The organism is Micromonospora sp. ANENR4, assembly GCF_015354395.1.
Lineage (GTDB): Bacteria > Actinomycetota > Actinomycetes > Mycobacteriales > Micromonosporaceae > Micromonospora > Micromonospora aurantiaca.
This window is the reverse complement of sequence record NZ_JADKYQ010000025.1, coordinates 31,093-51,937: the sequence shown is the minus strand read 5'-3', so window position 1 is coordinate 51,937 and position 20,845 is coordinate 31,093. Positions and strand designations below refer to the sequence as shown.

The following is a 20,845-nucleotide window of genomic DNA, read 5'->3' as shown; positions in this document are numbered from 1 at the left end:
GCGGAGAAAACCGGCGGTTCCCGGGACGATCCGGTCGCGAACGACAGTCGGGGTGGCGGGATTTGAACCCACGGCCCCTCGCTCCCAAAGCGAGTGCGCTACCAAGCTGCGCCACACCCCGGTGGCGACGAAGAGTGTATGCCGTCCGGCCACCCGCGCGGGTGACGGGGCACGGCGCGGCGGTCGCCGGGCGCGGCCGGGCGGGCGGTGCCAGGCGCCAGTTCGGGGAAGTGGCTGGGTCCGAGGGCCCGGGAAGGCGCCACCTCGCCGAAGTGGCGTGGATCTTGAAGGTCGGCGGGAACCTCCGGGTACGCGCTGCGCGGTGGCCGTGGTTCATTGGGTACGCTGTCGGCGCGCCCTGCTGTGGTGGGGCGCTCGCGGGCGTAGCTCAATGGCAGAGCTTCAGTCTTCCAAACTGACGGTGCGGGTTCGATTCCCGTCGCCCGCTCCAACCACGAAGGCCCAGGCAGACCGCATGAACGCGGCACCTGGGCCATCTCACGGTCACGCCGATGGTGTGCTGATGGAGCAGGGCCGCCCGCATGGTGCTGTGACCCCTGCGCTAGCCGCCGCGTCTCCCCGAGTGACTGAGATGCGCGCACGGCATCTCCGCCTCCCGCTCCCAGGCGCTTCCTTTTACGGCGACGGGGTAGCTGACCTCTCTGACCTGCCGGTCGGCGGTCTCGACCGAGAACCGTATCGACAACGGCTCACTCTCGAACGCGGTGGCACCAGCGCACTCGACGCGCACCTCGACCTCGATCCAGCCGGTACCGCCAGGGCGTAGCAGCTTCGGCTGGCCGGTGTCACGGACCTGGATGCCGGGTCGTCGACCGACAGCCGCACCGACAGTGATCGGCGCGGGTCCCGTGTTGATCACCGCGAGCTGTCCGTTCAGCTGGATGACGCCCAGGGCTTCAGTACCCGAACCTCCGCTGACCCTGTCTTGAGGTAAGGCCACGAGCGCGACCGAGGCGTTCCGCTCCCGCTCGTCCCGCGAGACTCGCAGCTCGCTCACACCGACACCGCCGAGCACAGCGCCGATCACGAAGGCAGCAACGAGCCGTACGTTCATTGTTCGTCCGGACACGCGGCGACCGGGAACAGCGCCGCTCGAATCCGCCGGCCGGTGATCGCGTTCGTCCAGGTCGATCACTTCGTGCTCCGCCGACATGGCGTCAGCCTAGGGCTCTCCCCGGCCACGCATCGACCGGCCGTACAGCCGGGATCGCGATGAGTTTCGTTACCGCGTCCGGTCAGCATTCCTGTGCACCTATCTCCGGACACCGGGCAGAGCGTCATGACCGCTACGCGCAGGAGGCAAGCGTGAAACTTCTCCTCACATCCGCAGGCGTCCAGAACCCGAGCATCAACGATGCTCTGGTCGACCTGCTGGGCAAGCCGATCGCCGAATCCAGCGCACTCTGCATCCCCACTGCGGCGTACCCGATGGGCGGACCGGCCTCGGCCTGGCGCTTCATCACCGGTCAGACGCCGCTGCCCATGAGCGGCCTCGGCTGGAAGTCGCTGGGCGTACTCGAACTGTCAGCGCTACCCAGCATCGGCCAGGAGCACTGGGTCCCCTGGGTCCGGGAGACCGACGTCCTGCTCGTGCACGGCGGCGACGCGACGTACCTGTGCCACTGGATGCGGCAGTCCGGGCTGGCGGACCTCCTGCCGTCGCTGCGGGACACCGTCTGGGTGGGGCTGAGCGCCGGCAGCATGGTGCTCACCCCCCGGGTCGGCACGGAATTCGTCGAGTGGCAGTCCGCACCCGACGACCGCACGCTCGGGCTCGTCGACTTCTCGATCTTCCCGCACCTGGGCCTCGAACCGGACAACACCATGGCGGCTGCCGAGAAGTGGGCGGCCGAGATCGCCGGTCCGGCGTACGCGATCGACGACCAGACGGCCGTCAAGGTGACCGACGGCGCCGTCGAGGTCGTCTCCGAGGGGCAGTGGAGGTGGTTCCCCGCGTGAGCACCCGCCCATGCCGCGATCAGCGCGCCGCGTACCCCGGGTCGGTCGCCGGTAGACGGCGCTGCAGCCAGGTGACGACGAGTTCGTCGAAGCCCGGCGCCCGCTCGGCAGGGGTGTAGCGCCCCTCCCTGACCTGCGCGGGCCCTTCCCCCGTGTAGACGCGGATGCTGTGGTCGGCGCCGGGGAAGACCACGGTCGTGTGGTCGGCGTGGCGTGCGTCGTCGAGGGTGCCGCTGATGGCGCGCACGCTCGCCTCCACCGGCACCAGCAGGTCGTCCGCGCCGAAGATCGCCAGCAGCGGGCAGCGCAGAGCCGCCAGTGCCGGGGCGGGGTCGTAGTCCGCGATGCCCGCGATGAACGCGATGGACTCGGGTGTCGTCCCGGCGAGCATCGGATACCAGGGAGCGCCGTGCCAGTGCGCCTGCGCGGCGTGCACGCGCGCCGGGTCGTCGCCCGACTGGACCCGCCGGATCTGGTCGCGTAGCAGGAGAAGGGCCTGCTGGATGTCGGCGCCGCCGAAGCCCTCCGCAGCGAGTTGGTGGCGGAGCCGGTACTCCTCCTGGTCCCGTACGCGCACGCCCGGACCCGACACCGTCACCACCGCCGCGATCCTGTCGTCCGCTGCCGCCGCGAGGTGAGCCACCCAGCCGCCCTGGCTGCCGCCGATCAGCGCGACCGCGCCGGACAGCACGTCCTCGCGGCTCCGCACGGCCCGGACCGCGGCCACGGTCTCGGCGGCGCGGTCGGCCATGGTCTGACGGGTCCAGTCACCCGTCGACGCGCCGGAACCGGGCTTGTCATAGGCGAGGCTCGCGAAGCCGGCTGCGGCCAGCCTCGTCTGCCACGACCCCTGGTCGCGACCGCCCGGCCCGGAACCCTCGACGAAGACCACCGCCGGGTACGGCCCCGGCCAGGGCGGCCGGACGACGTCGCCGACCAGCTGGTTGCCGTCATCCTCGAACGAGAACTCCGCAGTCACCGGTTCGAACAACACCCCGTCGACCGTACGAGGCTCCTGCCACCTGCCCGCGTCCTCACGCATTGGCCCCGCATGCTCGCTCGATGTCGAGCAGGTCCTGGACGTTGTTCTCCCTGACGCAGGCGAGGAACCGTCGACGGGCGATGACCCGGCTGATCCGATGGATCGGTGAGCCACCGGTCAAGGTGTAGGTGAGCTGGAGGTCGGTGGTACCAACCGCGGCACCGGGAACCAGCCGGTACTCGGTCACACTGTGCCCGCCCGCGAAGCACTCGACGACGTAGCGGAACGGGGGCCGGCAGTCGGTCACGCGGAGTTCCACGGTGACGGGCCAGCCGTACGGCCTGCGGGTCTCCCGCCATCTCGTGCCCGTTCCGAACGCCTGGCTGTGGAGCAGCTCGGTCGCGTCGACCTTGGTCAGCAGCGCCGGATACCGCGCGACGTCGGCGAGGCACCGCCACACCTTCTCCGGCGGTGCGGAGATCGTGTGGCTGAATGTCATCGGCTGCAATGTCTGTCCTCTGCTGGGCGTACGGTCGAGTCGGAGGCCACCTTCGGAGTGCCGGCCGCCGACTACGACGCGATGTGTGACGTCCTCAACGACCCGGAGCGCTGGCCGGCGGTCTCGGTGCGGCTCGACGCAGACGTGTGGCTTCGGATCGTCTACCGCAACCTCGAGGACGAGGCGGGACTCGACTTCGTGGAGGACCGGCCGGGGCAGCCGGCGAAGGTTCTCGCCTCGGTCGGCGGCCACGGGTTCACGTCCGCGATGACCTGGGCGGAACTGCTCGCCGTGGCGGCACTGCCGGACGAGCGGCTGGGCGCAGCGGCTAATCCTGATACTGCCGATGCTCGGTCCGCGGGAACTGCCCGAGGACGCCGGGAACGTCATGCACCGGGCGCTGGAGGGATCGGCGCGGCGAATCGGTCGGCCCTGGTAGAGGTCCTGCTCGCCGCCATGGACTGGCGTACCCACCAGCTGGAACTCCGCTCTCATCGCCGAGAAACTGCCCGATGGCGCCGCGAAGACGCTGGTCCGGGTCACGAGGGCCCGGACCGGCGTCGGAGGACGGGCGACCGGCGACGAGCTCCGCCAGAACCGACCGCAGCCGCTCCCGTTCCGTTCGCAGGCCCGACCACGCCGGGCCGGGAAGCCGCAGCACGTTGGCGAGCAGGTCACCCGGGTAGTAGTCGCCCTCGGCCAACGGATCGCGGAGCAGGACCTGTACCGCGAGAGGCAGCAGAGCCGACACGCCGATCCCCTGCCCGAGCATGATGCGCAGGTCTTCCACGGTGAACTCGGCCAGCGGCTTGCGTCGTAGCTCCGAGCAGCGCCTCACGAGAGACGTGGCCTCCCGGCCGGGGTCCGGCCAGACGTCCCGTTCCAACTGCTCGATCGTCGTCACGGCGGTCAGGCTAGCCCGCATCCGGCGGCTGTCTTCCTCGTCCCGGGCCGCTTCCCGTCGTCGACGAAGCGCAGCCCCCGAAGAATGGACGAACCACCGAAGACCCATCGGCATCCGCTGGTGCCGAGCCAGGCCGAGCACGAACCCTGCGGCCACGAACGAGATGGGAGTGGCTGACTCATGACGAGCCCCTGGCGTGTCCTGACCGAGGCAGAGCGAGAGCAGTGGACGTACACGCCGTCGGTCAGCGTGGAACCTCTGCGGTTCGGAATGAGCCCCGACGAGGCCGCCGAGGCGCTACCCGGGTTTACTGCATCGGTCTGTGTCGCACAACACGACTCTGACCAGCCGAAAAAGGCAGAGTTCCGCAAGGCCAGGGCCCGAGGGCCAGGCCGGCCGTGCCGAACAGCAGCGCGCCGAGCAGCGCCATCGCGACGTACCCAGCCGACGCCCCACCGGCCCACCCGCTGACGCCGTGCGGCAACAGCGCAGCCATCGCGCGCCATCCGCACTGCCCGGCTCGGAGCCCTCGCTCCGCAGGCACCAGGCGCAACTTCCCGCCGAGGGTCACTCGCTGATAGTTGTCCTCGGTCGGTCGTCACGCCTCGCCAGACAGCTTGGATCCGTCGTCCCGCGCTGCGGGGTGCCATGAGGTGCCCGGCTTCATCTCGGCGAACGGCTGGCCGGCGGTGCCGGCCAGCCGTTCGCACTGAGCTGATCAGGCCGCATGACCTAGTGCCCAACCACCGCCCGACCCCCCATAGCGAGGTCGGGTTGCTCAGGGTCGCTTGAGGAGCTGCGGCACGCCGCACTCGGGCGCGCAGAGATAAACGTGAACGCTCAGGATGCCACCGACAGGCCCTTCCTGGGTCCAGTTGAAACTGCGGCAGGCGCCATCAGGGGCCGTGCGACTCTCATAACTGTGCGGGGTGCCGGAGCCGGTGCGGTTGGTGTAGAAGTAGAACCACGCGGCGGTCGTGGTGCCGCCGCCATTGCAGACCTCGCCTTGCACGCCGACTGAGCGGTTGTACCAGGTGATTCCACCCTTTGTGTGGCCAAAGTCTGAACCGGCCGAGATACTGAAGGGAGTCGGGGATGCGGCATGCGCCGGCGCGGCCGCGAGCCCGACCGATGCCATAAGCGCGCTGACGGTGACAATGACACCGAGTTTTAGGCGATGCACGAGTCTCTACTCCTCTTCCTGGCAGCAAATGCCGATCTGGCAGGCCGCGAAAGCACGGCCGACCAAGTTGATCGTGGGAAGAAGCTATCAGGAGAAGTCGATGTCCGGGGCCCCTGCGGTAGGCCGACGGCCTAGTAGTGGTCCTCGATCGGCCGCCGCGCCTCGTCGAACAGCGCCGGCCCGTCGTACCGCACCGGACGCGGCGCGGGCGTCGCGGGCTTGACCTGCTCGAACTGCTCGGTGGACAGCGCGTACACGACCCGGCCGAGACCTGATGCGTTGATCGCGACCGTGCACATCGGGCAGGGTTGGCAACTGGTGTACATGGTGGTGGCGACAGCCGCCTCGGGGGCGAGCTGACGGGCGGCCCAGCGGGCCAGCTTCAGCTCCGGGTGGGCGGTGACGTCCCGGTCGGAGACCACAGTGTTGTGGTCCTCGATCAGGACGGTGCCGTCCGCGCCGACGAGCAGCGACGCGAACGGCCGCTCGCCGGACGCGCCCGCCCGGTCGGCGAGTTCCACGGCACGGCGCAGGAACGCCTCGTCGTCGGGTGTCATCAGCCCTCCACGTGTCGGCGGTACCGAGCCGAGGCCGTCAGTCGGCGGCGATCTGCTCGACGGATCGGGCGGCCACGGCGCGCAGGGCCGGGTCGCCGCTGCGGGCGTACGCGTCGCTCAGGGTGTCGATGAATTTGATCGCGTGCGCGTCCCCGGTGTCCAGCGCCCGCGCCATGACGTCGTCGAGTTCCGGCCCGGCGGCCGTCGGAAGGGCACGGGCCCCGGCCGGGGCGTAGGCGGCGGTGACGGCGGCGGTCGCCGCCCAGGCGGCGGCCAGGCTCGGCTGCCAGAGCACAGGCGGCAGGGCCGGCAGCGTACGCAGGACGGCATTCGGCGCGGTCGCCGCGTGCACGAGCATGACCGGGGCGGCGTACCCGTGCGTGCCGTGCCGCGCCACAGCGGCGTCGACGACGGCGGCGAGGCGGGCCGGCACCTCGGCGGCGGCGTCGCCGGGCACTGCGGCCGCGGCGGCCGGCCACCGGTCCAGGTCGGCGAGCTGCGCCAGGCGGGACCGGATGCCGAACCGCTGATCGGGTACGCGGGGCACGGCGTCGAGCGCGGACCGGGCGTCGGTTGCTGGGTACGCCCCGGTGCCGGGCGGGGCGAGCGGCTGCCAGCGGGCGGCCCAGTAGGCGAGCCCCTGGCCGAGTTCGGTCACCCGCGGTGCGGTCTCGGCGTCGAGCAGCGCGCGCACGGCGTGCCCGACCCGGATGACACCGTGCGTGGCCCCGGCGGCGATGCCCGGCAGCAGGCGCGGCCACCAGCGGGTCAGCACGTCGCGCCACGGCTCGCCGGCCAGCTCGCGGTCGAAGAGGTCGAGCCAGTCGCCGGTACGCACCGGGTCGCCCAGCGGGTCACGCCACTCGTCGACGGCGATACGCCGGATGCCGCGCGGGCGTTCCTCCAGCCGGCCGGCGTACGCGTCGATCCAGCGGTGCACCGCTCGCCCGTGGCCGTGGCGCGTCAGGGCCTCCGCCGCCATCGGTACGTGGTTGGACAGCCACCCGTTGCGCTCGGGACCGGTGTCGCGTACGCGCTCGTACGCCTCGTCGAGTACGGAGTTCAGCACACCGGGAAGCGTCCGACCTGAAGTGTGGTTCAGGTCAAGCGGCGGCGGATCCGCGCCATGTCCTCCTCCGGGAGCGCGTCGGCGACCAGCAGCCGGGGCAGCAGGTCCGTCTCCAGCGTGATGGCCCGGAACACCAGCGCCACCGTCACGTCGTGGTCGGGCCGGTGCACGACCTCGACCGGGTCTCCGGCGCCGACGCTGCCCGGTGTGACCACCCGCAGGTACGCCCCGGGTCGTACCTCCTCGGTGAACCGCTTGATCCAGCCGCGTTCGCCCAGCCACCCCTGGAACGTGCCGCAGGGGATGCGCGGGCAGGAGACCTCCAGCACCAGGTCCGGACCGATCCGCCACCGCTCGCCGATCAGCGCGCCGTTGACGTCCAGCCCGCTGGTGGTCAGGTTCTCGCCGAAGCTGCCGTCGGCGAGCGGGCGGCCCAGCTCGGCCTCCCAGTGGTCCAGGTCCTCCCGCGCGTACGCGTAGACCGCCTGGTCGGTGCCGCCGTGGTGGGCCACGTCGTAGACCCGGTCGCCGGCGAGCCCGACGTCGCCGTTGCCCTTGGGGCCGGGCGCGGTGACGGCGACCCGGCCGTCCACGGGCCGCTTGTCGATGCCGGTGGCCCCGATGCCCTTCCACGGGTTCGGTTGCGGTCGGCCCACGTTGACGGAGATCACCCTCATGACGGCGACGGTATGCGGCGCAGGGCCGGACGGGCCAGTCCATTCCCCGGGCCGGGGGAACGGCGAGGCGGCGCGGCCTGCGTACGATGCGGGCCGGACATCCTCGTCGGGTGGTGGAGGTAGCCGCGGATGGCAGGCCAGCAGGACGGTTTCGCCCTCGGCGTGGACCTCGGCACCTCGAACACGGTGGCGGTGCTGCGCTGGCCGGACGGGCGGACCCGGCCGGTGCTCGTCGACGGCCATCCGATCCTGCCGTCCGGCGTCTACGCCGACGCGGACGGTCACCTGCACGTCGGGCGGGACGCGCAGCGCCTCGCCCAGGCCGACCCGGCCGGCTACGAGCCGAACCCGAAGCGCCGGGTCGACGAGGAGACGGTGGAGCTGGGCGGGCGCGCGTACCGGCCGGCGGAGCTGCTGGCCGCGACGCTGCGCGCGGTCGCGGACGCGGCGGTGGCGGCGGTCGGGCTGCTGCCCCCGGCGGTGGTCACCCACCCGGCGGCCTGGACGCCGGCCCGCCGTCAGGTGCTGCACGACGCGCTGGAACTCGCCGGCTGGCCGGCCGCGGCCGAGCACACGCTGGCCGGGCCGATCGCGCCCGGCACCCGCCTGCTGCGGGAGCCGGTGGCCGCGGCCCGCTACTTCACGCAGGTGCTGCGCCGGCCGGTGCCGGTGGGCGGTGCGGTGGCGGTGTTCGACTTCGGCGGCGGCACGCTCGACGTGGCGGTGCTGCGCAACGAGGGCGCCGACCCGTGGGGCGACTCCGGTTTCCAGCTGGTCGCCACCGGCGGGATCCCCGACCTCGGCGGCCTCGACCTGGACGCGGCCCTGCTCGGACGGCTCGGCGAGCTGGTCGGCCCGGCCCACCCGCGCGAGTGGGCCCGGCTGACCGACCCGACGACCACCGCCGAGCGGCGGGACCGCCAGCAGTTGTGGGACAACGTGCGCGGCGCGAAGGAGATGCTGTCCCGGGCGATGGTCGCGCCGGTGGCCGTACCGGGGGTGGAGGCGGCGGTGCCGCTGTCCCGGGAGGACTTCGAACGCCTGGCCGCGCCGCTGCTGGCCCGGGCGGTGACGGAGACCCGCGAGGTGACCGCCGCCGCCGGGCTGCGCCCGGAGCAGCTCTCCGGTCTGTTCCTGGTCGGCGGGTCGACCCGGGTGCCGCTGGTGGCCCGGCTGCTGCACGCCGAGCTGGGCATCGCGCCGACGGTGCTGGAGCAGCCGGAGATGCCGGTCGCCGAGGGCGCGCTCACCGACCTGCCGCTGCCCCGGCGCTCCGGCCGTCCGGCCGTGCCGGTCCAGGCCGCGCCGGCACCACCCACGCCGACGCAACCCGAATCGACACGGCCCGCGCCGGCCGCGGGCGAGACCGCCGCCACGGTCCCGGCCGGTGGGACCAGGACGAACCCGACCGCGCCGCTCGGCGGTCCGGACGCGGCGTCCGCCGGACCGCACGGCACGCTGGTCGCCGACGGCCCCGCCCCGCAGACCGCCGCCACGAGGTACGACGGCACGCCCGGCCCGGTTCCGCCACAGCCCACGAGGTACGACCACATGCCGGCCACCCACGGGCCGGTTCCGCCTCACCCCGCCGGCTACGGCGTACCCGGACCGTCCGCTCCCCCGCCCGGCGGCTGGCAGCCCGGCGTACCCGGGACGCCTTTCTCCCCCGCTCCGGGCGGTGTCCGGCCCGGCGGCGGCCGGCCCCGGCGCGGCCGGTGGATCGCGCTCGGCGCGGGTCTCGTGGTCGTCGCCGTGGCGGCGTCGGTGCTGCTCTGGGTGTTCCGGGACCGGCATCCGGCGCTGGACTTCCACACCGCGGAGCTGGTGAAGACGGTGGCCGCCGGTGACACGCGGCCGGACCAGATGTTCACCGCGACGCTCGGGGAACGTGCCTACCTGGCCCGTTCGCTGCCCGACGGGCACCTCCACGTGACAGCCGTCGAGGCGGCCACCGGCAGGACGGTCTGGGAGAAGCGGACCGACGCGACGACGCAGCGGTGGGCGGGGATCCGGGCGCTGCCCGACGGGCTGCTCGTCCTCGGCGACGCCACCGGAAGCGACACCCCCCGCGTGCTCGCGGTGCTCGACGAGGACTCCGGGGACCAGCGCTGGCGGACCGACGTCGGCCGCGACGACACCCTGTACCTCGGGCCGGACACGATCGTCCGGCTGGACCGCACCGGCGAACGCCTGGTCGGGCTGCGGCTGAGCGACGGCGGGCAGCGGTGGGAACGGCCCAACCCGCGCACCGAGTACGGCGACGCGCGCACGAAGGTGGTCCCGGTCGGCACCGGCGCGGCACTGGACGGGCCCGGCAACGCCGAGGGCTCGCCGCTCGCCCCGTGGGCGGGGCAGGCGGACCGGCTCGTCCAGGTCGGCGCGGACCGGTCGGTCCGGGTGCTGGACATGCGCAGCGGCAAGGTCCTCAAGGACCGGGGCAACGTCGCCGGGCTCGACGATCCGGTGGCCGCCCGCGACGACCGGCTGTACGTGGCGGAGAACGAGCGCGGCCTGCGGCTGCTCGCCTACGACCTGGGCGGTCTCGGCACGCCCAGCATGCTGTACGAGGCGCCGGAGCAGGGCGGCCGGGTGAAGGATCTCGTCACCTGCGGAGAACGTCGCGTGTGTCTGCTGGAGACGCCGGGCAGTGGCGCCGACGACACCCGGGTGGTGGCGGCGACCGAGGGCGAGGGCACCCGGCAGTGGCCGGCGCCACGCGCCGAGTCGCTGGTGCCGGTCGGTGAGCACGTGCTGGCCGGGCAGGACTCGCCGGACGCGGTGACGCTGTTCGCGCCGGACGGCACGCCGGTGCTGCGCGACCGGGACGGCGTCGCGGTCCGGCTCGACGCCGGCAACCTGCTGATCTTCTCCGAGGCGCCCAGCGCGTACGAGGACGACCGCGTCCTCGCCGGGACGGCGGTGGACGGCAAGCCGGTCGAGATGGGGCAGCTCAAGCAGATCCGCAGCGAGTCCTGCTCGTGGAACACGGAGATGCTGGTGTGCGGCGCGGAGAAGGAGTTCCGGTTGTACCGGTTCGCCGGCTGACCGGAACTGAGCTTGACAGTGATCGATGTCTCGGCTGGTGTGAACGGCAGAGAGATCGACGTTCGTCAGGAGGCCCCGTGTTCGTCCGACGACGGTGGACCGCACTCGCCACCACCAGCATCCTGATCGCCGCGGCGCTGGCCCATCCCGGGCCGGGCGCCGCCGCACCATCCGCCCCCACGATCACGCTCGCCCCCGCCGAGACCGCGCTGGTCCGCGTCCGACTGGCCGACCGGGCGCAGCTCGACCGCCTGGTCGCCGGCGGTGCCGACCTGGCCAACCGCCCCCGATCCCGCGACGGCGAGTGGATCGCCGACCTGGTCCTCACCGGACGGCAGCTCACCGACCTCACCCGGCAGGGGGCCACCGCAGTGCAGGTGGTGCAGCGCGCCGGCGACGGGGACCGGCACCTGGCCGAGAGCCGCCGCGCCGCACAGGAGCGCACCCGCGCCGGGCTGCGCGCGAGCGGCGCTGCCACCGCTGTCGACACGCTCCAGTTCCTCCAGGCGTACTGGTGGACCACCAGCGGCCGGACGTTCCTCCAGGCCCAGGTCGCCACCACCGCCACCGACGACCCGGACGTGGAGATCACCGTCACCTGGCGGACCGCCGACGGCGCCACCGGCTCTTTCCCGCTGTACCGCTTCGAGGACTCGGGCGAGTACCAGTACCACTACGCTCTGCCGCAGCCGGTGCCGAGCCGGCCGGTGCAGCTCACCGCCACCTCCACGCTGGGCGGCACGAGCCGGCCGGTGACGCCGTCGCTGTGGCCGAACGCGACCCCGCCGCCGCAGCCGGCCGGCTACCAGAAGGACTTCATCGACGCGTACCTGACGCCGGTGGACATCAAGGCGCGCATCGCCCGGCTCGGCCGCCAGTACCGCGACCTGGTCGACGTGATCGACCTGCCGAACAAGACCCAGGGCTACCGGCGGAACGCCGCCGCCTACCTGGGCGACCCGGCGGCCGCCGCCGTGGTGGTGGAGTCGGTCCGCTTCGGTGACCAGGGCATGAACGGCGTGCAGGTACGCACCGTCGACCCGGGCCGGCCGAACCGGCCGCTGAGCATGCGCTACCGGGACCGGGTGCTCACCGTCTCGCTGGCCACCGACCGCGCGGGCAAGGTCACGAGCACCACCGACGACGTCGCCGCCCTGATCAACGCCCCGCGGGGTGCCCGCTTCCGGGCCACCGTGGAGGACGGCTCGGCCGGGCTGCCGATGCCGGTGGCCGGGCCGGTACGCCTCGACGACGGGTTGCAGGGCACCGAGGTACCGGCCCGGCCGTGGACGGTGCAGGCGCTGCGGATCGGCAAGCACCGCGACGGCTCCCGCATCGGTGTGCTGGCGTACTCGCAGGAGCACGCCCGCGAGTGGGCCACCCCGCTCGTCACGCTGGAGTTCGCCGAGCGGCTGCTGGCGAACGCGCGTACCGACGCGGCGACCCGCAGGCTGCTGGAGCAGGTGGACGTGTTCGTCATCCCGACGGTGAACCCGGACGGCGCGAACTACTCCTTCAACGACTACAACTTCCAGCGCAAGAACCTGGTCAACCACTGCACCGGCGCCTCCCGCGACCCGAAGTACCGCACCATGTGGGGCGTCGACGTCAACCGCAACTACACCGTCGGCTCCCTGTTCGACGGGTACGTGGGCGCGAGCGCGAACTGCCTGTCCGGCAACTACGCGGGCACGGCGGAGCTGTCCGAGCCGGAGAGCCGCAACGTGATCGACCTGGCCAAGGCCCACCCGAACATCAAGTTCGCGATGAACGTGCACTCGTACGGCGGCTACTTCATGTGGCCGCCCGGGGCGTACAAGGCCGACGGGCGGGTGACGCTGCCGCGCCCGTCGATCGACGAGTCGACGCTGTTCCTGGGCAGCGCGCGGCGCATCGTCGGCGCGATCGCGGCCGAGCGCGGCACCGTCACCTGGCCGTCGCAGACCGGCCCGGTCGCCGACGTGCTGTACTCGGCGGCCGGCAACTCGGCCGACCAGCTCTACTACGAGCTGGGCATCTTCGCCTGGGACTTCGAGGTCGGGAACGACAGGTGGAACGAGGCCACCGGCCAGTGGGAGGGCGTCGGCTTCCAGCCGCCGTTCGACGAGGCGCACGCCGAGGCGCAGGAGTACGCCGGCGGCCTGGTGGAACTGGTCCGCGTCGCCCGCGACTACGCCGCCGACAACCCGGTCCGGCGCTGACCGCAGGCGGTCCCCGGCCGGACTCCACCGGCCGGGGACCGCGTCAGTGCGTCCGGGGCGGGTCCGCCCGGCCGGCTCAGTCGGTGGTACCGAGGTCGCGGAAGACGGTGAGCGCGCCCGGGTCGTCGATGGTCGCCGGGACCGGCTCGTCGCGCCCCTCCACCAGGCCCCGCATGGTGCGCCGCAGGATCTTCCCGGAGCGCGTCTTGGGCAGCGCCGGCACCACAGTCACCCGGCGGAACGCCGCCACCGGGCCGATCCGCTGCCGGACCAGCGCGACCAGCTCGGCGGCGAGCGCGTCCGGGTCCACGTCGGCGCCGGCCTTGAGCACCACGTACCCGCTGGGCACCTGCCCCTTGAGCGCGTCGGCCACGCCGATCACGGCGCACTCGGCCACCGCCGGGTGCGTCGCCAGGACCTCCTCCATCGCGCCGGTGGACAGGCGGTGCCCGGCCACGTTTATGACGTCGTCGGTGCGGCCCATCACGTACAGGTAGCCGTCCTCGTCGAACCTGCCGCCGTCGCCGGTCAGGTAGTGACCCGGGAACGTGGACAGGTAGGAGCGGACGAACCGCTCGTCGTCGCCCCAGAGCGTGGGCAGGCAGCCGGGCGGCAGCGGCAGCCGGATCACGATCGAGCCGTCCGTGCCGGGCGGCACGTCCCGGCCCGCGCCGTCGACCACGCGCACGTCGTAGCCGGGCACCGGCACCGACGGCGACCCCGGCTTGATCGGCAGCGGCTCCAGGCCGCGCGGGTTGGCCGCCACCGGCCAGCCGGTCTCCGTCTGCCACCAGTTGTCGACCACCGGTACGCCGAGCCGCTCCCCCGCCCAGGCCCAGGTGTCCGGGTCCAGGCGCTCACCGGCGAGGAAGAGGGTACGCAGCGCACTCAGGTCGTACTGCTCGATGTGGCTGCCGTCCGGGTCCTGCCGGCGGATCGCCCGGATCGCGGTGGGCGCGGTGAACAGGGCCGCCACCCGGTGCTCGGCGGCGACCCGCCAGAACGCGCCGGGGTCGGGGGTGCCGACCGGCTTGCCCTCGTAGAGCACCGTCGTCGCGCCGGTGAGCAGCGGCGCGTACACGATGTAGGAGTGGCCGACCACCCAGCCCACGTCGGAGGCGGCCCAGAAGACCTCGCCCGGCTCGATGCCGTAGACGTTGCGCATCGACCAGCGCAACGCCACCGCGTGCCCGCCGTTGTCCCGCACCACGCCCTTGGGCCGGCCGGTGGTGCCGGAGGTGTAGAGGACGTAGAGCGGGTCCGTGGCGGCCACCGGCTCGCACGGCGCCGGTTCCGCGTCCGCCATCACCTCGGCCCAGGTCAGGTCGCGGCCCGGCACCAGCGGGGCCGGTTCCTGCGGGCGCTGCACCACCACGCAGCGCTCCGGCACGTGCGCGGCCTCGTCCAGCGCGGCGGCCAGGATCGGGTGGTACGGCACCACCCGGTCGGCCTCGATGCCGCAGGAGGTGGCCACCACCACCTTCGGCCGCGCGTCGTCGATCCGGACGGCCAGCTCGTGCGCGGCGAACCCGCCGAAGACCACCGAGTGCACCGCGCCGATCCGGGCGCAGGCCAGCATGGCGATCACCGCCTCCGGGACCATCGCCAGGTAGAGCAGTACCCGGTCGCCCCGGCCGACGCCGAGCCGGCGCAGCGCACCGGCGAACCGGGCCGTCTCGTCGAGCAGCTCGGCGTAGGTGAGCGTCCGGACCGTGCCGGTCACCGGGCTGTCGTGGATCAACGCGGGCTGCTCGCCACGCCCGGCGGCGACGTGCCGGTCCAGCGCGTTGTGGCAGGTGTTCAGCACCCCGTCGGGGAACCAGCGGTAAAGCGGCGCCGTCTCCTCGTCGAGGATGCGTTCCGGCGGGATGACCCAGTCGATGTCGGCCGCCGCGTCCCGCCAGAAGCCGGCCGGGTCGGCGATGCTCCGCTCGTACGCTGATCGATACGCGCCCATACCGCCATGCTGCGCCCCGGCGCCACGCCGGCACGACGGCCGGACGGGTCCGGTGCGCCGGAAGCACGTCCCGGCTCGCTGAACGGCCGGTCACGGCGGTGGGCGGTGACCGCTCAGCCCAACGGGCGACGGATGAAGCCCGCGGGGCGGGGTAAGGCAACACGGTCCTGGTGGAGAGACGACCGGTGTCGCGGCGTACCGCGGCCGGGCACGCGGGCGGGCGGCGCGAATGCCGCCCGCCCGCGCATCCCGGGGCCGACCCGGGCAAACCGAGTTTGATCGATGACGACCGTCGGCTAGCGTGCGCAGGCGTGAAAACCAATCGGATCTTGCCGATCCTCCTGACCTGTGCCGTGCTGGGGCTCACCGCGTGCGGCGACGAGAAGCCCTCGACCACGGCCGGGCCGGCGGCCACCTCGGCCTCCGTCGCCCCCTCCTCGGCTGCCCCCTCGCCGTCGGCGGCCGCGATGAGCGACAAGGAACTCTGCACCGCCGCCGAGAAGATCAACAAGGACATGCGGGCGAAGCTCATGACCGCCGTGCAGTCGGGCGGCGACCTGACGAAGCAGACCGGCGCGATCCTGACCGAACTCGGTGACCGGGTGACAGAGCTCGCCGGGACCGCCGGCGACGGCAAGGCGGCCACCGCCCTGAAGGAGTTCGGCGCGGAGGCCGGCAAGGCGGGCTCGGCCGCCGACCCGGGCACCGCCGCCGACAACCCCGCCATGGAGAAGGCCAGCAAGGACATCAACGCCGCCTGCAAGACGGCCGGCGCGCCGACCACCTTCTGACGCCGGCACCCCGGGTCGTCCGTCCGGCGCGTACCGGACGGACGACCCGCCGGCTCAGTTGCCGGTCACCCAGTTCCAGGCGGAGACCACCCACTCGGTCTGCTGGAGATACGCCACCCCGACGCCGGCCAGGAACAACGCGGTGACCAGGTGAGCACCCTTGGCGCTGCGGCGCACCCGGCCGAGCTGCCGTTCCAGGATCAGCCGGCCGAGCAGCCGGGCCAGCGCGAACAGGCCGACCGCGGTGAGCAGGCTGAGCACGAACGTGAGCAGCGGAGCGACCAGGTTGCCCCGGCCGGAGATCGCCCAGATTCCCCAGCACACGAACGCGAACAGCGCGCCGGCGGCGCTCAGCTCCCCGCCCTTGCGCGCCTGGGCGAGATGCCAGCTCATCGGCCGGCGCGGCGCCGGCTCGGCCGCCCAGTCGCCGTGCTCGACAGTGGGGAACTGCTCGGTGCGGGGCGTACGCGAGTCGCGCGGCCGGCCGACCGCCGCCACCCCGCGCTGGAACGCGTCCCGCTGCGGGGGCACCACGCCAGGCTGGGGCGGCACCTCCACGGTGCGCTCGGCCCACGGCTGTGTCTGGTCCGCCATCTTCCGTCCTCCCCCTCGACCGATTCCGGCCTCGGTTCCGAGGGTAGCCAGCCCGCAAATAGGGTGCCGACCCCCATCGCGGTGCGATACACACGTGCCGTGGCTGACGTGCTGGTATCCCGGGCCGAGGACTTCGACGACATCGCGGCGCTGCTGGCGCTGGCCTTCCACGGCGATCTCGACCCCGACGTGCAGGCGCTCGAACGCCCGATCTTCGAGCCGGACCGGTCGTTACTGGTCCGCGACGGCGGGACGGTCGTGGCAAACGCCGCCGCGTTCAGCCGCGAGCTCGCGGTACCCGGCGCGAACGTGCCGGCCGCGCACGTGACGATGGTCGCGGTCGCGCCGACGCACCGGCGGCGCGGCCTGCTCACCACGCTGATGCGGCGCCAGCTGCGGGACGTCCGCGACGCCGGCCGGGAACCGATCGCGGTGCTCTGGGCCAGCGAGGGCCGCATCTACCCCCGGTTCGGCTACGGGTCGGCGGCCCCGCGCTACGTCCTGTCCGTGGACACCACCGGCCTGCGGCTGCCCGCCCCGGCGCCCGCCGAGGGCAGGCTGCGTCTGGACCGTCCGGACGCGCACCGGGACGAGCTGGCCCGGCTGTACGAGCGGGTCCGCGCCGAGCGTCCCGGCTGGTCCCGGCGGGACGAGCGCTGGTGGTCGTACGTGCTGGCGGACCTCAAGGCGCACCGGGGTGGCGCGACCGAGCGCCGGGTGCTGCTGCACGAGGGCGCCGACGGCCTCGACGGGTACGCGCTGTACCGGACGAAGGACAGCTCGACGGCCGTCGGGCCGCAGGCCGAGGTGCAGGTCGGCGAGGTGGTGGCGGCGACGCCGGAGGCGTACACGGCGCTGTGGCGGCTGCTGCTCTCGGTCGACCTGACCCGCCGGCTGTCGTTCGGCATCGCGGCCCTGGACGAGCCGCTGCTGCGGCTGGTGGACGAGCCCCGCCAGCTCTCCCCGCATCTCGCCGACGCGCTCTGGGTGCGGGTGGTGGACGTGCCGGCCGCGCTGGCCGCCCGGCGCTACGCCACCGACGTGGACGTGGTGATCGAGGTCGCCGACGAGCTGCTGAAGGAGAACACCGGCCGCTGGCGGCTGGTCGGCGGCCCCGACGGGGCGGAGTGCACGCCCACCACCGCACCGGCCGGGCTGGCGTGTGACGTACGCGCCCTCGGTGAGCTGTACCTCGGCGGCGCGAACCCGTACGCGCTGGCCGCCGCCGGCCGCGTGAAGGAGCTGATCCCCGACACGCTGACCGCGCTGACGCCCGCCTTCACCTGGCACCGCGCCCCCTCCCCCATGGAGGTCTTCTGACCGCCCGCCCGCCCCGCACCCCTCCCCGCCCACCCCCGCCCACCCCCGCCCGGCTGGCCCGGCTGGCCCGGCTGGCCCGGCTGGCCCGGCTGGCCCGGCTGGCCCGCGCGATCATGAAGTTAGCGGCGCGGATCGTCCGATTTGTTCCGGCTAACTTCATGATCGCGCGGGGGCGGGGGCGGGGGCCGGGGGCATGGGGCGCGCACGCCCGTCGCGGGACTCGTCGGCGCGCGCCTCGTCGACCTTGGAGTTGTGGCACCTCACATACCTCGCTGACCGGGCACTCCGGGCGCCACAACTCCAAGATCGACGGAGGCTGGCGGGATCGGGTGTGCCGGGAGCGGGTATGGGACGGCTGGGTCAGCGGGCCGCGCGGGGTGCTAGCGGCGCGCGGGTGGGCTCGGGGACGGTACGGTCGGGGGATGGGTGAGGCGGAGCGACGGCGACGACGGCTGCGGCATCACGGCGAGGCCGCCCCGCCGACGGAGACCGCCGGAACCGGTGCCGACGGCACGGGCACCGGCGGCACCACCGCCAGCACCGCCCCCGTACACGACGACGTGGTGCCCCGGTCCCCGCGCGGCGGCCGGCCGGGCGAGCCGGAGCCCCGCGGACGCCGCGCCGCGCCGCCCGCCGAGGAGGGCGAGCGCGGGCTGCGTGGGCTGGTCGGCTCCGGCTCGTCGCAGGTGAGCGTGACGGCCGCGCTGCGGGCACGCGACGCCGCCCGCCCCACCGAGGACGACCTCGCCGAGGCCGAACAGCGGGTGGTGCTCATCCGTCGCAACTGGGTGCCGCGCGAGGACCTGCCCCGCAACGGGCGCTGAGCCCGGAGGTGTCCGCTCAGGCGGGCAGCTCGGGCAGGCGGCGGCTCTGCTCGTAGGCGGCCACCTGCTCGATGCGCCGGCTGTGCCGGGGGTTGCCGGAGAACGGCGTGGTCAGGAACGCCTCGACCAGCGCTGTCGCCTCGTCCAGCGTGTGCTGCCGGGCGCCGATCGCCACGACGTTCGCGTCGTTGTGCTCACGGGCCAGCTGGGCGGTGTCCACGTTCCAGGCGAGCGCCGCCCGGACGCCCGCGACCTTGTTCGAGGCGATCTGCTCGCCGTTGCCGGAACCGCCGATCACCACGCCGAGGCTGCCCGGGTCACCGACCACCCGGTCACCGGTGTGCAGGCAGAACGCCGGGTAGTCGTCGTCCGGGTCGAACACGTGCGGTCCCACGTCCACCACCTCGTAGCCCTGCTTGGCCAGGTGGTTGGCGAGGTGCACCTTCAACTCGAAACCGGCGTGGTCGGATCCCAGGTAGACGCGCATACCGCGCAGTCTGACAGGCCCGCCTCCGGGCCGGCGAACCGGCGGCGACCCGGAGGCGGATTCGTCACACGGTCAGTGCGGCAGCTCGGCCACGACCAGGCCGGCCCGCGCCTTCGGGGTGAACCAGGTGCTCTTGCGCGGCATCTTCTCCCGGGCCAGGTTCACCGCGACGAAGTCGTCGACGGTCACCGGCGCGACGAGCACCGCCAGCTCGGCCCGGCCGGCGTCGACCTCACCGACGAGCCAGTTCGCCGGGTAGTCGCCGCCCACGTACGTGATCCGCTTGTCGCCCGGGTCGAGGCCCAGCGCGTCGCGCAGCAGCAGGCGCTCGACGAGCGCGTGGTCGAGGTTCTCCAGCCGACCGGCGCCGACGTGCGGCAGCGTCACCGCGTACCCCCGGCCGCCGAGATAGAGGTGCACGACGCCTCCGGTCGCCGGCACGTCGGCCGGCCCGTTCACCGGGGTGATCTCCGCGCCCGCCGCGCGCAGCCGGTCGAGCAGCTCGTCCGGCGTGGTGGTCAGCTCGCTGACCAGCCGGTTGTAGGGCTGGATGGCGACCGACGCGGGCGTGGTGACCACCGCGAGGAAGCGCGGGAAACCGCCGGTCTGCGCGGCCAGGCTGCGGTGGTTGCCGTCCGCGACCACCAGCTCCCCGCCACCGGCCAGCGCGGTCAGCTCGTCCTGCACCGGGCCCGGACCGAGCAGCCAGATCGCGTGCGTCCGGCCGGACTGGTCGACGTCCGTCGCGGCGGGCGCACCGGCCGCGTCGGTCGCCGCCGCGAGCGCGGCGTGCAGCTCGTCGCCCCTACCGGTCTGGAGCAGGAGTACGGGCGAGAGCAGGTGACCGAGCGCCTCGGCCAGCGCGACGCGCTCGCGCACCTTGGCGATGAACACGTCCTCGTTGCGGATCACCAGTCCCGGCTCGTCGGCGCGGGTGGAGATCTGGTCGGTGTCGACCATGACCCACAGCCCGTACGCGCTCTCCTCGCCCGGCGCGCTGATGCGGTAGAGCACCACCACCTGCTCGGCCGGCGTGTAGCTGCCGTCCGCCTTCGCCTCGGCCAGGCGCGCCACCGCGTCCGGCAGCGCGTCGAGGAAGGACTTCCCGAGACTGCCGGGCGCCCGGTGGGGCATCTCGATGCCCAGGGCGCTGTGCGGATTCGCTTCGACGATGGAGGTGATCTCCGCGTCGTCGGCGAACTCGTCGTAGTTCTGCGCGCCGGTGCCGCCAGTGGTGATCCAGGCCCGGGTGATCGGGTGCACGACCGTCATGTCCGCTGACGCTACCCGGGCCCCGATCACCCCCGCCGCCGGACTCACCCCCTTACCACCAGGTGAAAGGAAGGCAGCTCAGGCGGTGGGGTTGCGGTGCCGGCCCGGGGCGGGGCGGCGCACCGGCGGGGCCGGGCGGGAGCCGGCGTTGAGGCGTACCGTCGTCGCACCCGCGGCGGCCGGGTGGGCGGCGGGGCCGGACCGCGACGGCGCGCGGGCGGGCCGGACGGTCTCGGCCGGCGGTGTCATCCGCGAGGTGGCCACCACCCGGGCCACGCCGACCACGATCGGCGGGGCCAGCAGGTCGGCCACCTCGGCCGGGCCCGCCGGCCAGTCGCTCTCGGTCACCGACCAGTACGTCGCACCGGAGTCCTCGGTCGCCTGCTGCGGCGCGTCGTCGGACATGTGGCGGTGCTTGGCCATGGGAACGCCTCCAGGAGCTGCCGTGTTGCGGCCCCGCGGGCCGTCGGCTGGGACACCCGGTGAAACGAGCCCCGCACCGG

Annotated in this window: 19 protein-coding genes and 2 tRNA genes; 7 read left to right on the top strand and 14 right to left on the bottom strand. The window is 73.5% G+C overall.

Translation table 11 applies throughout. The features are described from left to right. Positions 1-47: 47 nt before the first annotated feature. Positions 48-121, bottom strand: a tRNA-Pro gene (locus tag IRY44_RS29570). A gap of 256 nt (positions 122-377) precedes the next feature. Between IRY44_RS29570 and IRY44_RS29565 the strand changes: the two genes are divergently transcribed. Further along, a tRNA-Gly gene (locus tag IRY44_RS29565) sits at positions 378-451 on the top strand. Positions 452-562: 111 nt separating this feature from the next. Here IRY44_RS29565 and IRY44_RS29560 read toward each other — a convergent pair. Next, positions 563-1,174 carry a hypothetical protein gene (locus IRY44_RS29560; RefSeq protein ID WP_194803422.1) on the bottom strand — a complete coding sequence of 204 codons (612 nt, stop codon included), beginning with the start codon at positions 1,172-1,174 and terminating at the stop codon, positions 563-565. Between the two features lie 152 nt (positions 1,175-1,326). On the opposite strand from IRY44_RS29560, the gene IRY44_RS29555 reads away from it, so the two are divergent. Further along, on the top strand, positions 1,327-1,980 hold the full coding sequence (locus IRY44_RS29555; protein ID WP_194803421.1) for a Type 1 glutamine amidotransferase-like domain-containing protein: 654 nt from the start codon (positions 1,327-1,329) through the stop codon (positions 1,978-1,980). A 19-nt stretch (positions 1,981-1,999) separates the two neighbouring features. Here IRY44_RS29555 and IRY44_RS29550 read toward each other — a convergent pair whose 3' ends face one another. The 7 genes from IRY44_RS29550 to IRY44_RS29520 all read right to left on the bottom strand — a co-directional run bounded on the left by IRY44_RS29550 (position 2,000) and on the right by IRY44_RS29520 (position 7,851). Next, positions 2,000-2,974: a S9 family peptidase gene (locus IRY44_RS29550; RefSeq protein WP_194803420.1), complete on the bottom strand. Its 975-nt coding sequence runs from the start codon at positions 2,972-2,974 to the stop codon at positions 2,000-2,002. A 40-nt stretch (positions 2,975-3,014) separates the two neighbouring features. Beyond that, the gene (locus IRY44_RS29545) at positions 3,015-3,461 is read right to left on the bottom strand and encodes an SRPBCC family protein (RefSeq protein ID WP_194803419.1); all 447 of its coding nucleotides are present in this window, start codon (positions 3,459-3,461) and stop codon (positions 3,015-3,017) included. A 328-nt stretch (positions 3,462-3,789) separates the two neighbouring features. Continuing rightward, positions 3,790-4,365, bottom strand: a complete 576-nt coding sequence (locus tag IRY44_RS29540; RefSeq protein ID WP_269697497.1) for a contact-dependent growth inhibition system immunity protein — start codon at positions 4,363-4,365, stop codon at positions 3,790-3,792. 778 nt (positions 4,366-5,143) lie between these two features. Continuing rightward, positions 5,144-5,548: a hypothetical protein gene (locus IRY44_RS29535; protein ID WP_194803418.1), complete on the bottom strand. Its 405-nt coding sequence runs from the start codon at positions 5,546-5,548 to the stop codon at positions 5,144-5,146. A gap of 131 nt (positions 5,549-5,679) precedes the next feature. Beyond that, positions 5,680-6,105: a nucleoside deaminase gene (locus IRY44_RS29530; protein ID WP_194803417.1), complete on the bottom strand. Its 426-nt coding sequence runs from the start codon at positions 6,103-6,105 to the stop codon at positions 5,680-5,682. A 37-nt stretch (positions 6,106-6,142) separates the two neighbouring features. Then, positions 6,143-7,174, bottom strand: a complete 1,032-nt coding sequence (locus IRY44_RS29525; RefSeq protein WP_194803416.1) for a questin oxidase family protein — start codon at positions 7,172-7,174, stop codon at positions 6,143-6,145. Positions 7,175-7,203: 29 nt separating this feature from the next. Then, positions 7,204-7,851: an MOSC domain-containing protein gene (locus tag IRY44_RS29520; protein ID WP_194803415.1), complete on the bottom strand. Its 648-nt coding sequence runs from the start codon at positions 7,849-7,851 to the stop codon at positions 7,204-7,206. 129 nt (positions 7,852-7,980) lie between these two features. On the opposite strand from IRY44_RS29520, the gene IRY44_RS29515 reads away from it, so the two are divergent. Together IRY44_RS29515 and IRY44_RS29510 are read left to right on the top strand one after the other, a co-directional pair. Further along, complete coding sequence (locus tag IRY44_RS29515) at positions 7,981-10,896, top strand: Hsp70 family protein (RefSeq protein ID WP_194803414.1); 2,916 nt, start codon at positions 7,981-7,983, stop codon at positions 10,894-10,896. Between the two features lie 77 nt (positions 10,897-10,973). Beyond that, a complete protein-coding gene (locus IRY44_RS29510; protein ID WP_194803413.1) occupies positions 10,974-13,097 on the top strand; it encodes a M14 family zinc carboxypeptidase in 2,124 nt (707 codons plus the stop codon). A 76-nt stretch (positions 13,098-13,173) separates the two neighbouring features. Here the strand turns inward: IRY44_RS29510 and IRY44_RS29505 are convergent, their stop codons facing one another. After that, the gene (locus IRY44_RS29505) at positions 13,174-15,054 is read right to left on the bottom strand and encodes a propionyl-CoA synthetase (RefSeq protein ID WP_194803412.1); all 1,881 of its coding nucleotides are present in this window, start codon (positions 15,052-15,054) and stop codon (positions 13,174-13,176) included. A 185-nt stretch (positions 15,055-15,239) separates the two neighbouring features. Between IRY44_RS29505 and IRY44_RS29500 the strand changes: the two genes are divergently transcribed. Then, complete coding sequence (locus tag IRY44_RS29500; RefSeq protein ID WP_228533058.1) at positions 15,240-15,845, top strand: hypothetical protein; 606 nt, start codon at positions 15,240-15,242, stop codon at positions 15,843-15,845. Positions 15,846-15,899: 54 nt separating this feature from the next. Here IRY44_RS29500 and IRY44_RS29495 read toward each other — a convergent pair whose 3' ends face one another. Next, the gene (locus IRY44_RS29495; protein WP_194803411.1) at positions 15,900-16,439 is read right to left on the bottom strand and encodes a hypothetical protein; all 540 of its coding nucleotides are present in this window, start codon (positions 16,437-16,439) and stop codon (positions 15,900-15,902) included. Positions 16,440-16,538: 99 nt separating this feature from the next. On the opposite strand from IRY44_RS29495, the gene IRY44_RS29490 reads away from it, so the two are divergent. Then, a complete protein-coding gene (locus IRY44_RS29490) occupies positions 16,539-17,759 on the top strand; it encodes a GNAT family N-acetyltransferase (protein WP_269697500.1) in 1,221 nt (406 codons plus the stop codon). A 422-nt stretch (positions 17,760-18,181) separates the two neighbouring features. After that, on the top strand, positions 18,182-18,583 hold the full coding sequence (locus IRY44_RS29485) for a hypothetical protein (protein WP_194803409.1): 402 nt from the start codon (positions 18,182-18,184) through the stop codon (positions 18,581-18,583). 16 nt (positions 18,584-18,599) lie between these two features. Here the strand turns inward: IRY44_RS29485 and IRY44_RS29480 are convergent, their stop codons facing one another. The 3 genes from IRY44_RS29480 to IRY44_RS29470 form a co-directional block, all read right to left on the bottom strand. Beyond that, on the bottom strand, positions 18,600-19,070 hold the full coding sequence (locus tag IRY44_RS29480; protein WP_013288048.1) for a ribose-5-phosphate isomerase: 471 nt from the start codon (positions 19,068-19,070) through the stop codon (positions 18,600-18,602). 72 nt (positions 19,071-19,142) lie between these two features. After that, on the bottom strand, positions 19,143-20,342 hold the full coding sequence (locus IRY44_RS29475) for a DUF1015 family protein (protein WP_194803408.1): 1,200 nt from the start codon (positions 20,340-20,342) through the stop codon (positions 19,143-19,145). Between the two features lie 78 nt (positions 20,343-20,420). Next, positions 20,421-20,765, bottom strand: a complete 345-nt coding sequence (locus IRY44_RS29470) for a hypothetical protein (protein WP_194803407.1) — start codon at positions 20,763-20,765, stop codon at positions 20,421-20,423. Positions 20,766-20,845 lie beyond the last annotated feature (80 nt).

Coding starts and splice junctions, on each gene's coding strand:
- IRY44_RS29560 (WP_194803422.1), bottom strand. CDS start 1,174: ATGTCGGCGGAGCACGAAGTGATCGACCTGGACGAACGCGATCACCGG.
- IRY44_RS29545 (WP_194803419.1), bottom strand. CDS start 3,461: ATGACATTCAGCCACACGATCTCCGCACCGCCGGAGAAGGTGTGGCGG.
- IRY44_RS29530 (WP_194803417.1), bottom strand. CDS start 6,105: ATGACACCCGACGACGAGGCGTTCCTGCGCCGTGCCGTGGAACTCGCC.
- IRY44_RS29520 (WP_194803415.1), bottom strand. CDS start 7,851: ATGAGGGTGATCTCCGTCAACGTGGGCCGACCGCAACCGAACCCGTGG.
- IRY44_RS29515 (WP_194803414.1), top strand. CDS start 7,981: ATGGCAGGCCAGCAGGACGGTTTCGCCCTCGGCGTGGACCTCGGCACC.
- IRY44_RS29505 (WP_194803412.1), bottom strand. CDS start 15,054: ATGGGCGCGTATCGATCAGCGTACGAGCGGAGCATCGCCGACCCGGCC.
- IRY44_RS29495 (WP_194803411.1), bottom strand. CDS start 16,439: ATGGCGGACCAGACACAGCCGTGGGCCGAGCGCACCGTGGAGGTGCCG.
- IRY44_RS29485 (WP_194803409.1), top strand. CDS start 18,182: ATGGGTGAGGCGGAGCGACGGCGACGACGGCTGCGGCATCACGGCGAG.
- IRY44_RS29480 (WP_013288048.1), bottom strand. CDS start 19,070: ATGCGCGTCTACCTGGGATCCGACCACGCCGGTTTCGAGTTGAAGGTG.
- IRY44_RS29475 (WP_194803408.1), bottom strand. CDS start 20,342: ATGACGGTCGTGCACCCGATCACCCGGGCCTGGATCACCACTGGCGGC.
- IRY44_RS29470 (WP_194803407.1), bottom strand. CDS start 20,765: ATGGCCAAGCACCGCCACATGTCCGACGACGCGCCGCAGCAGGCGACC.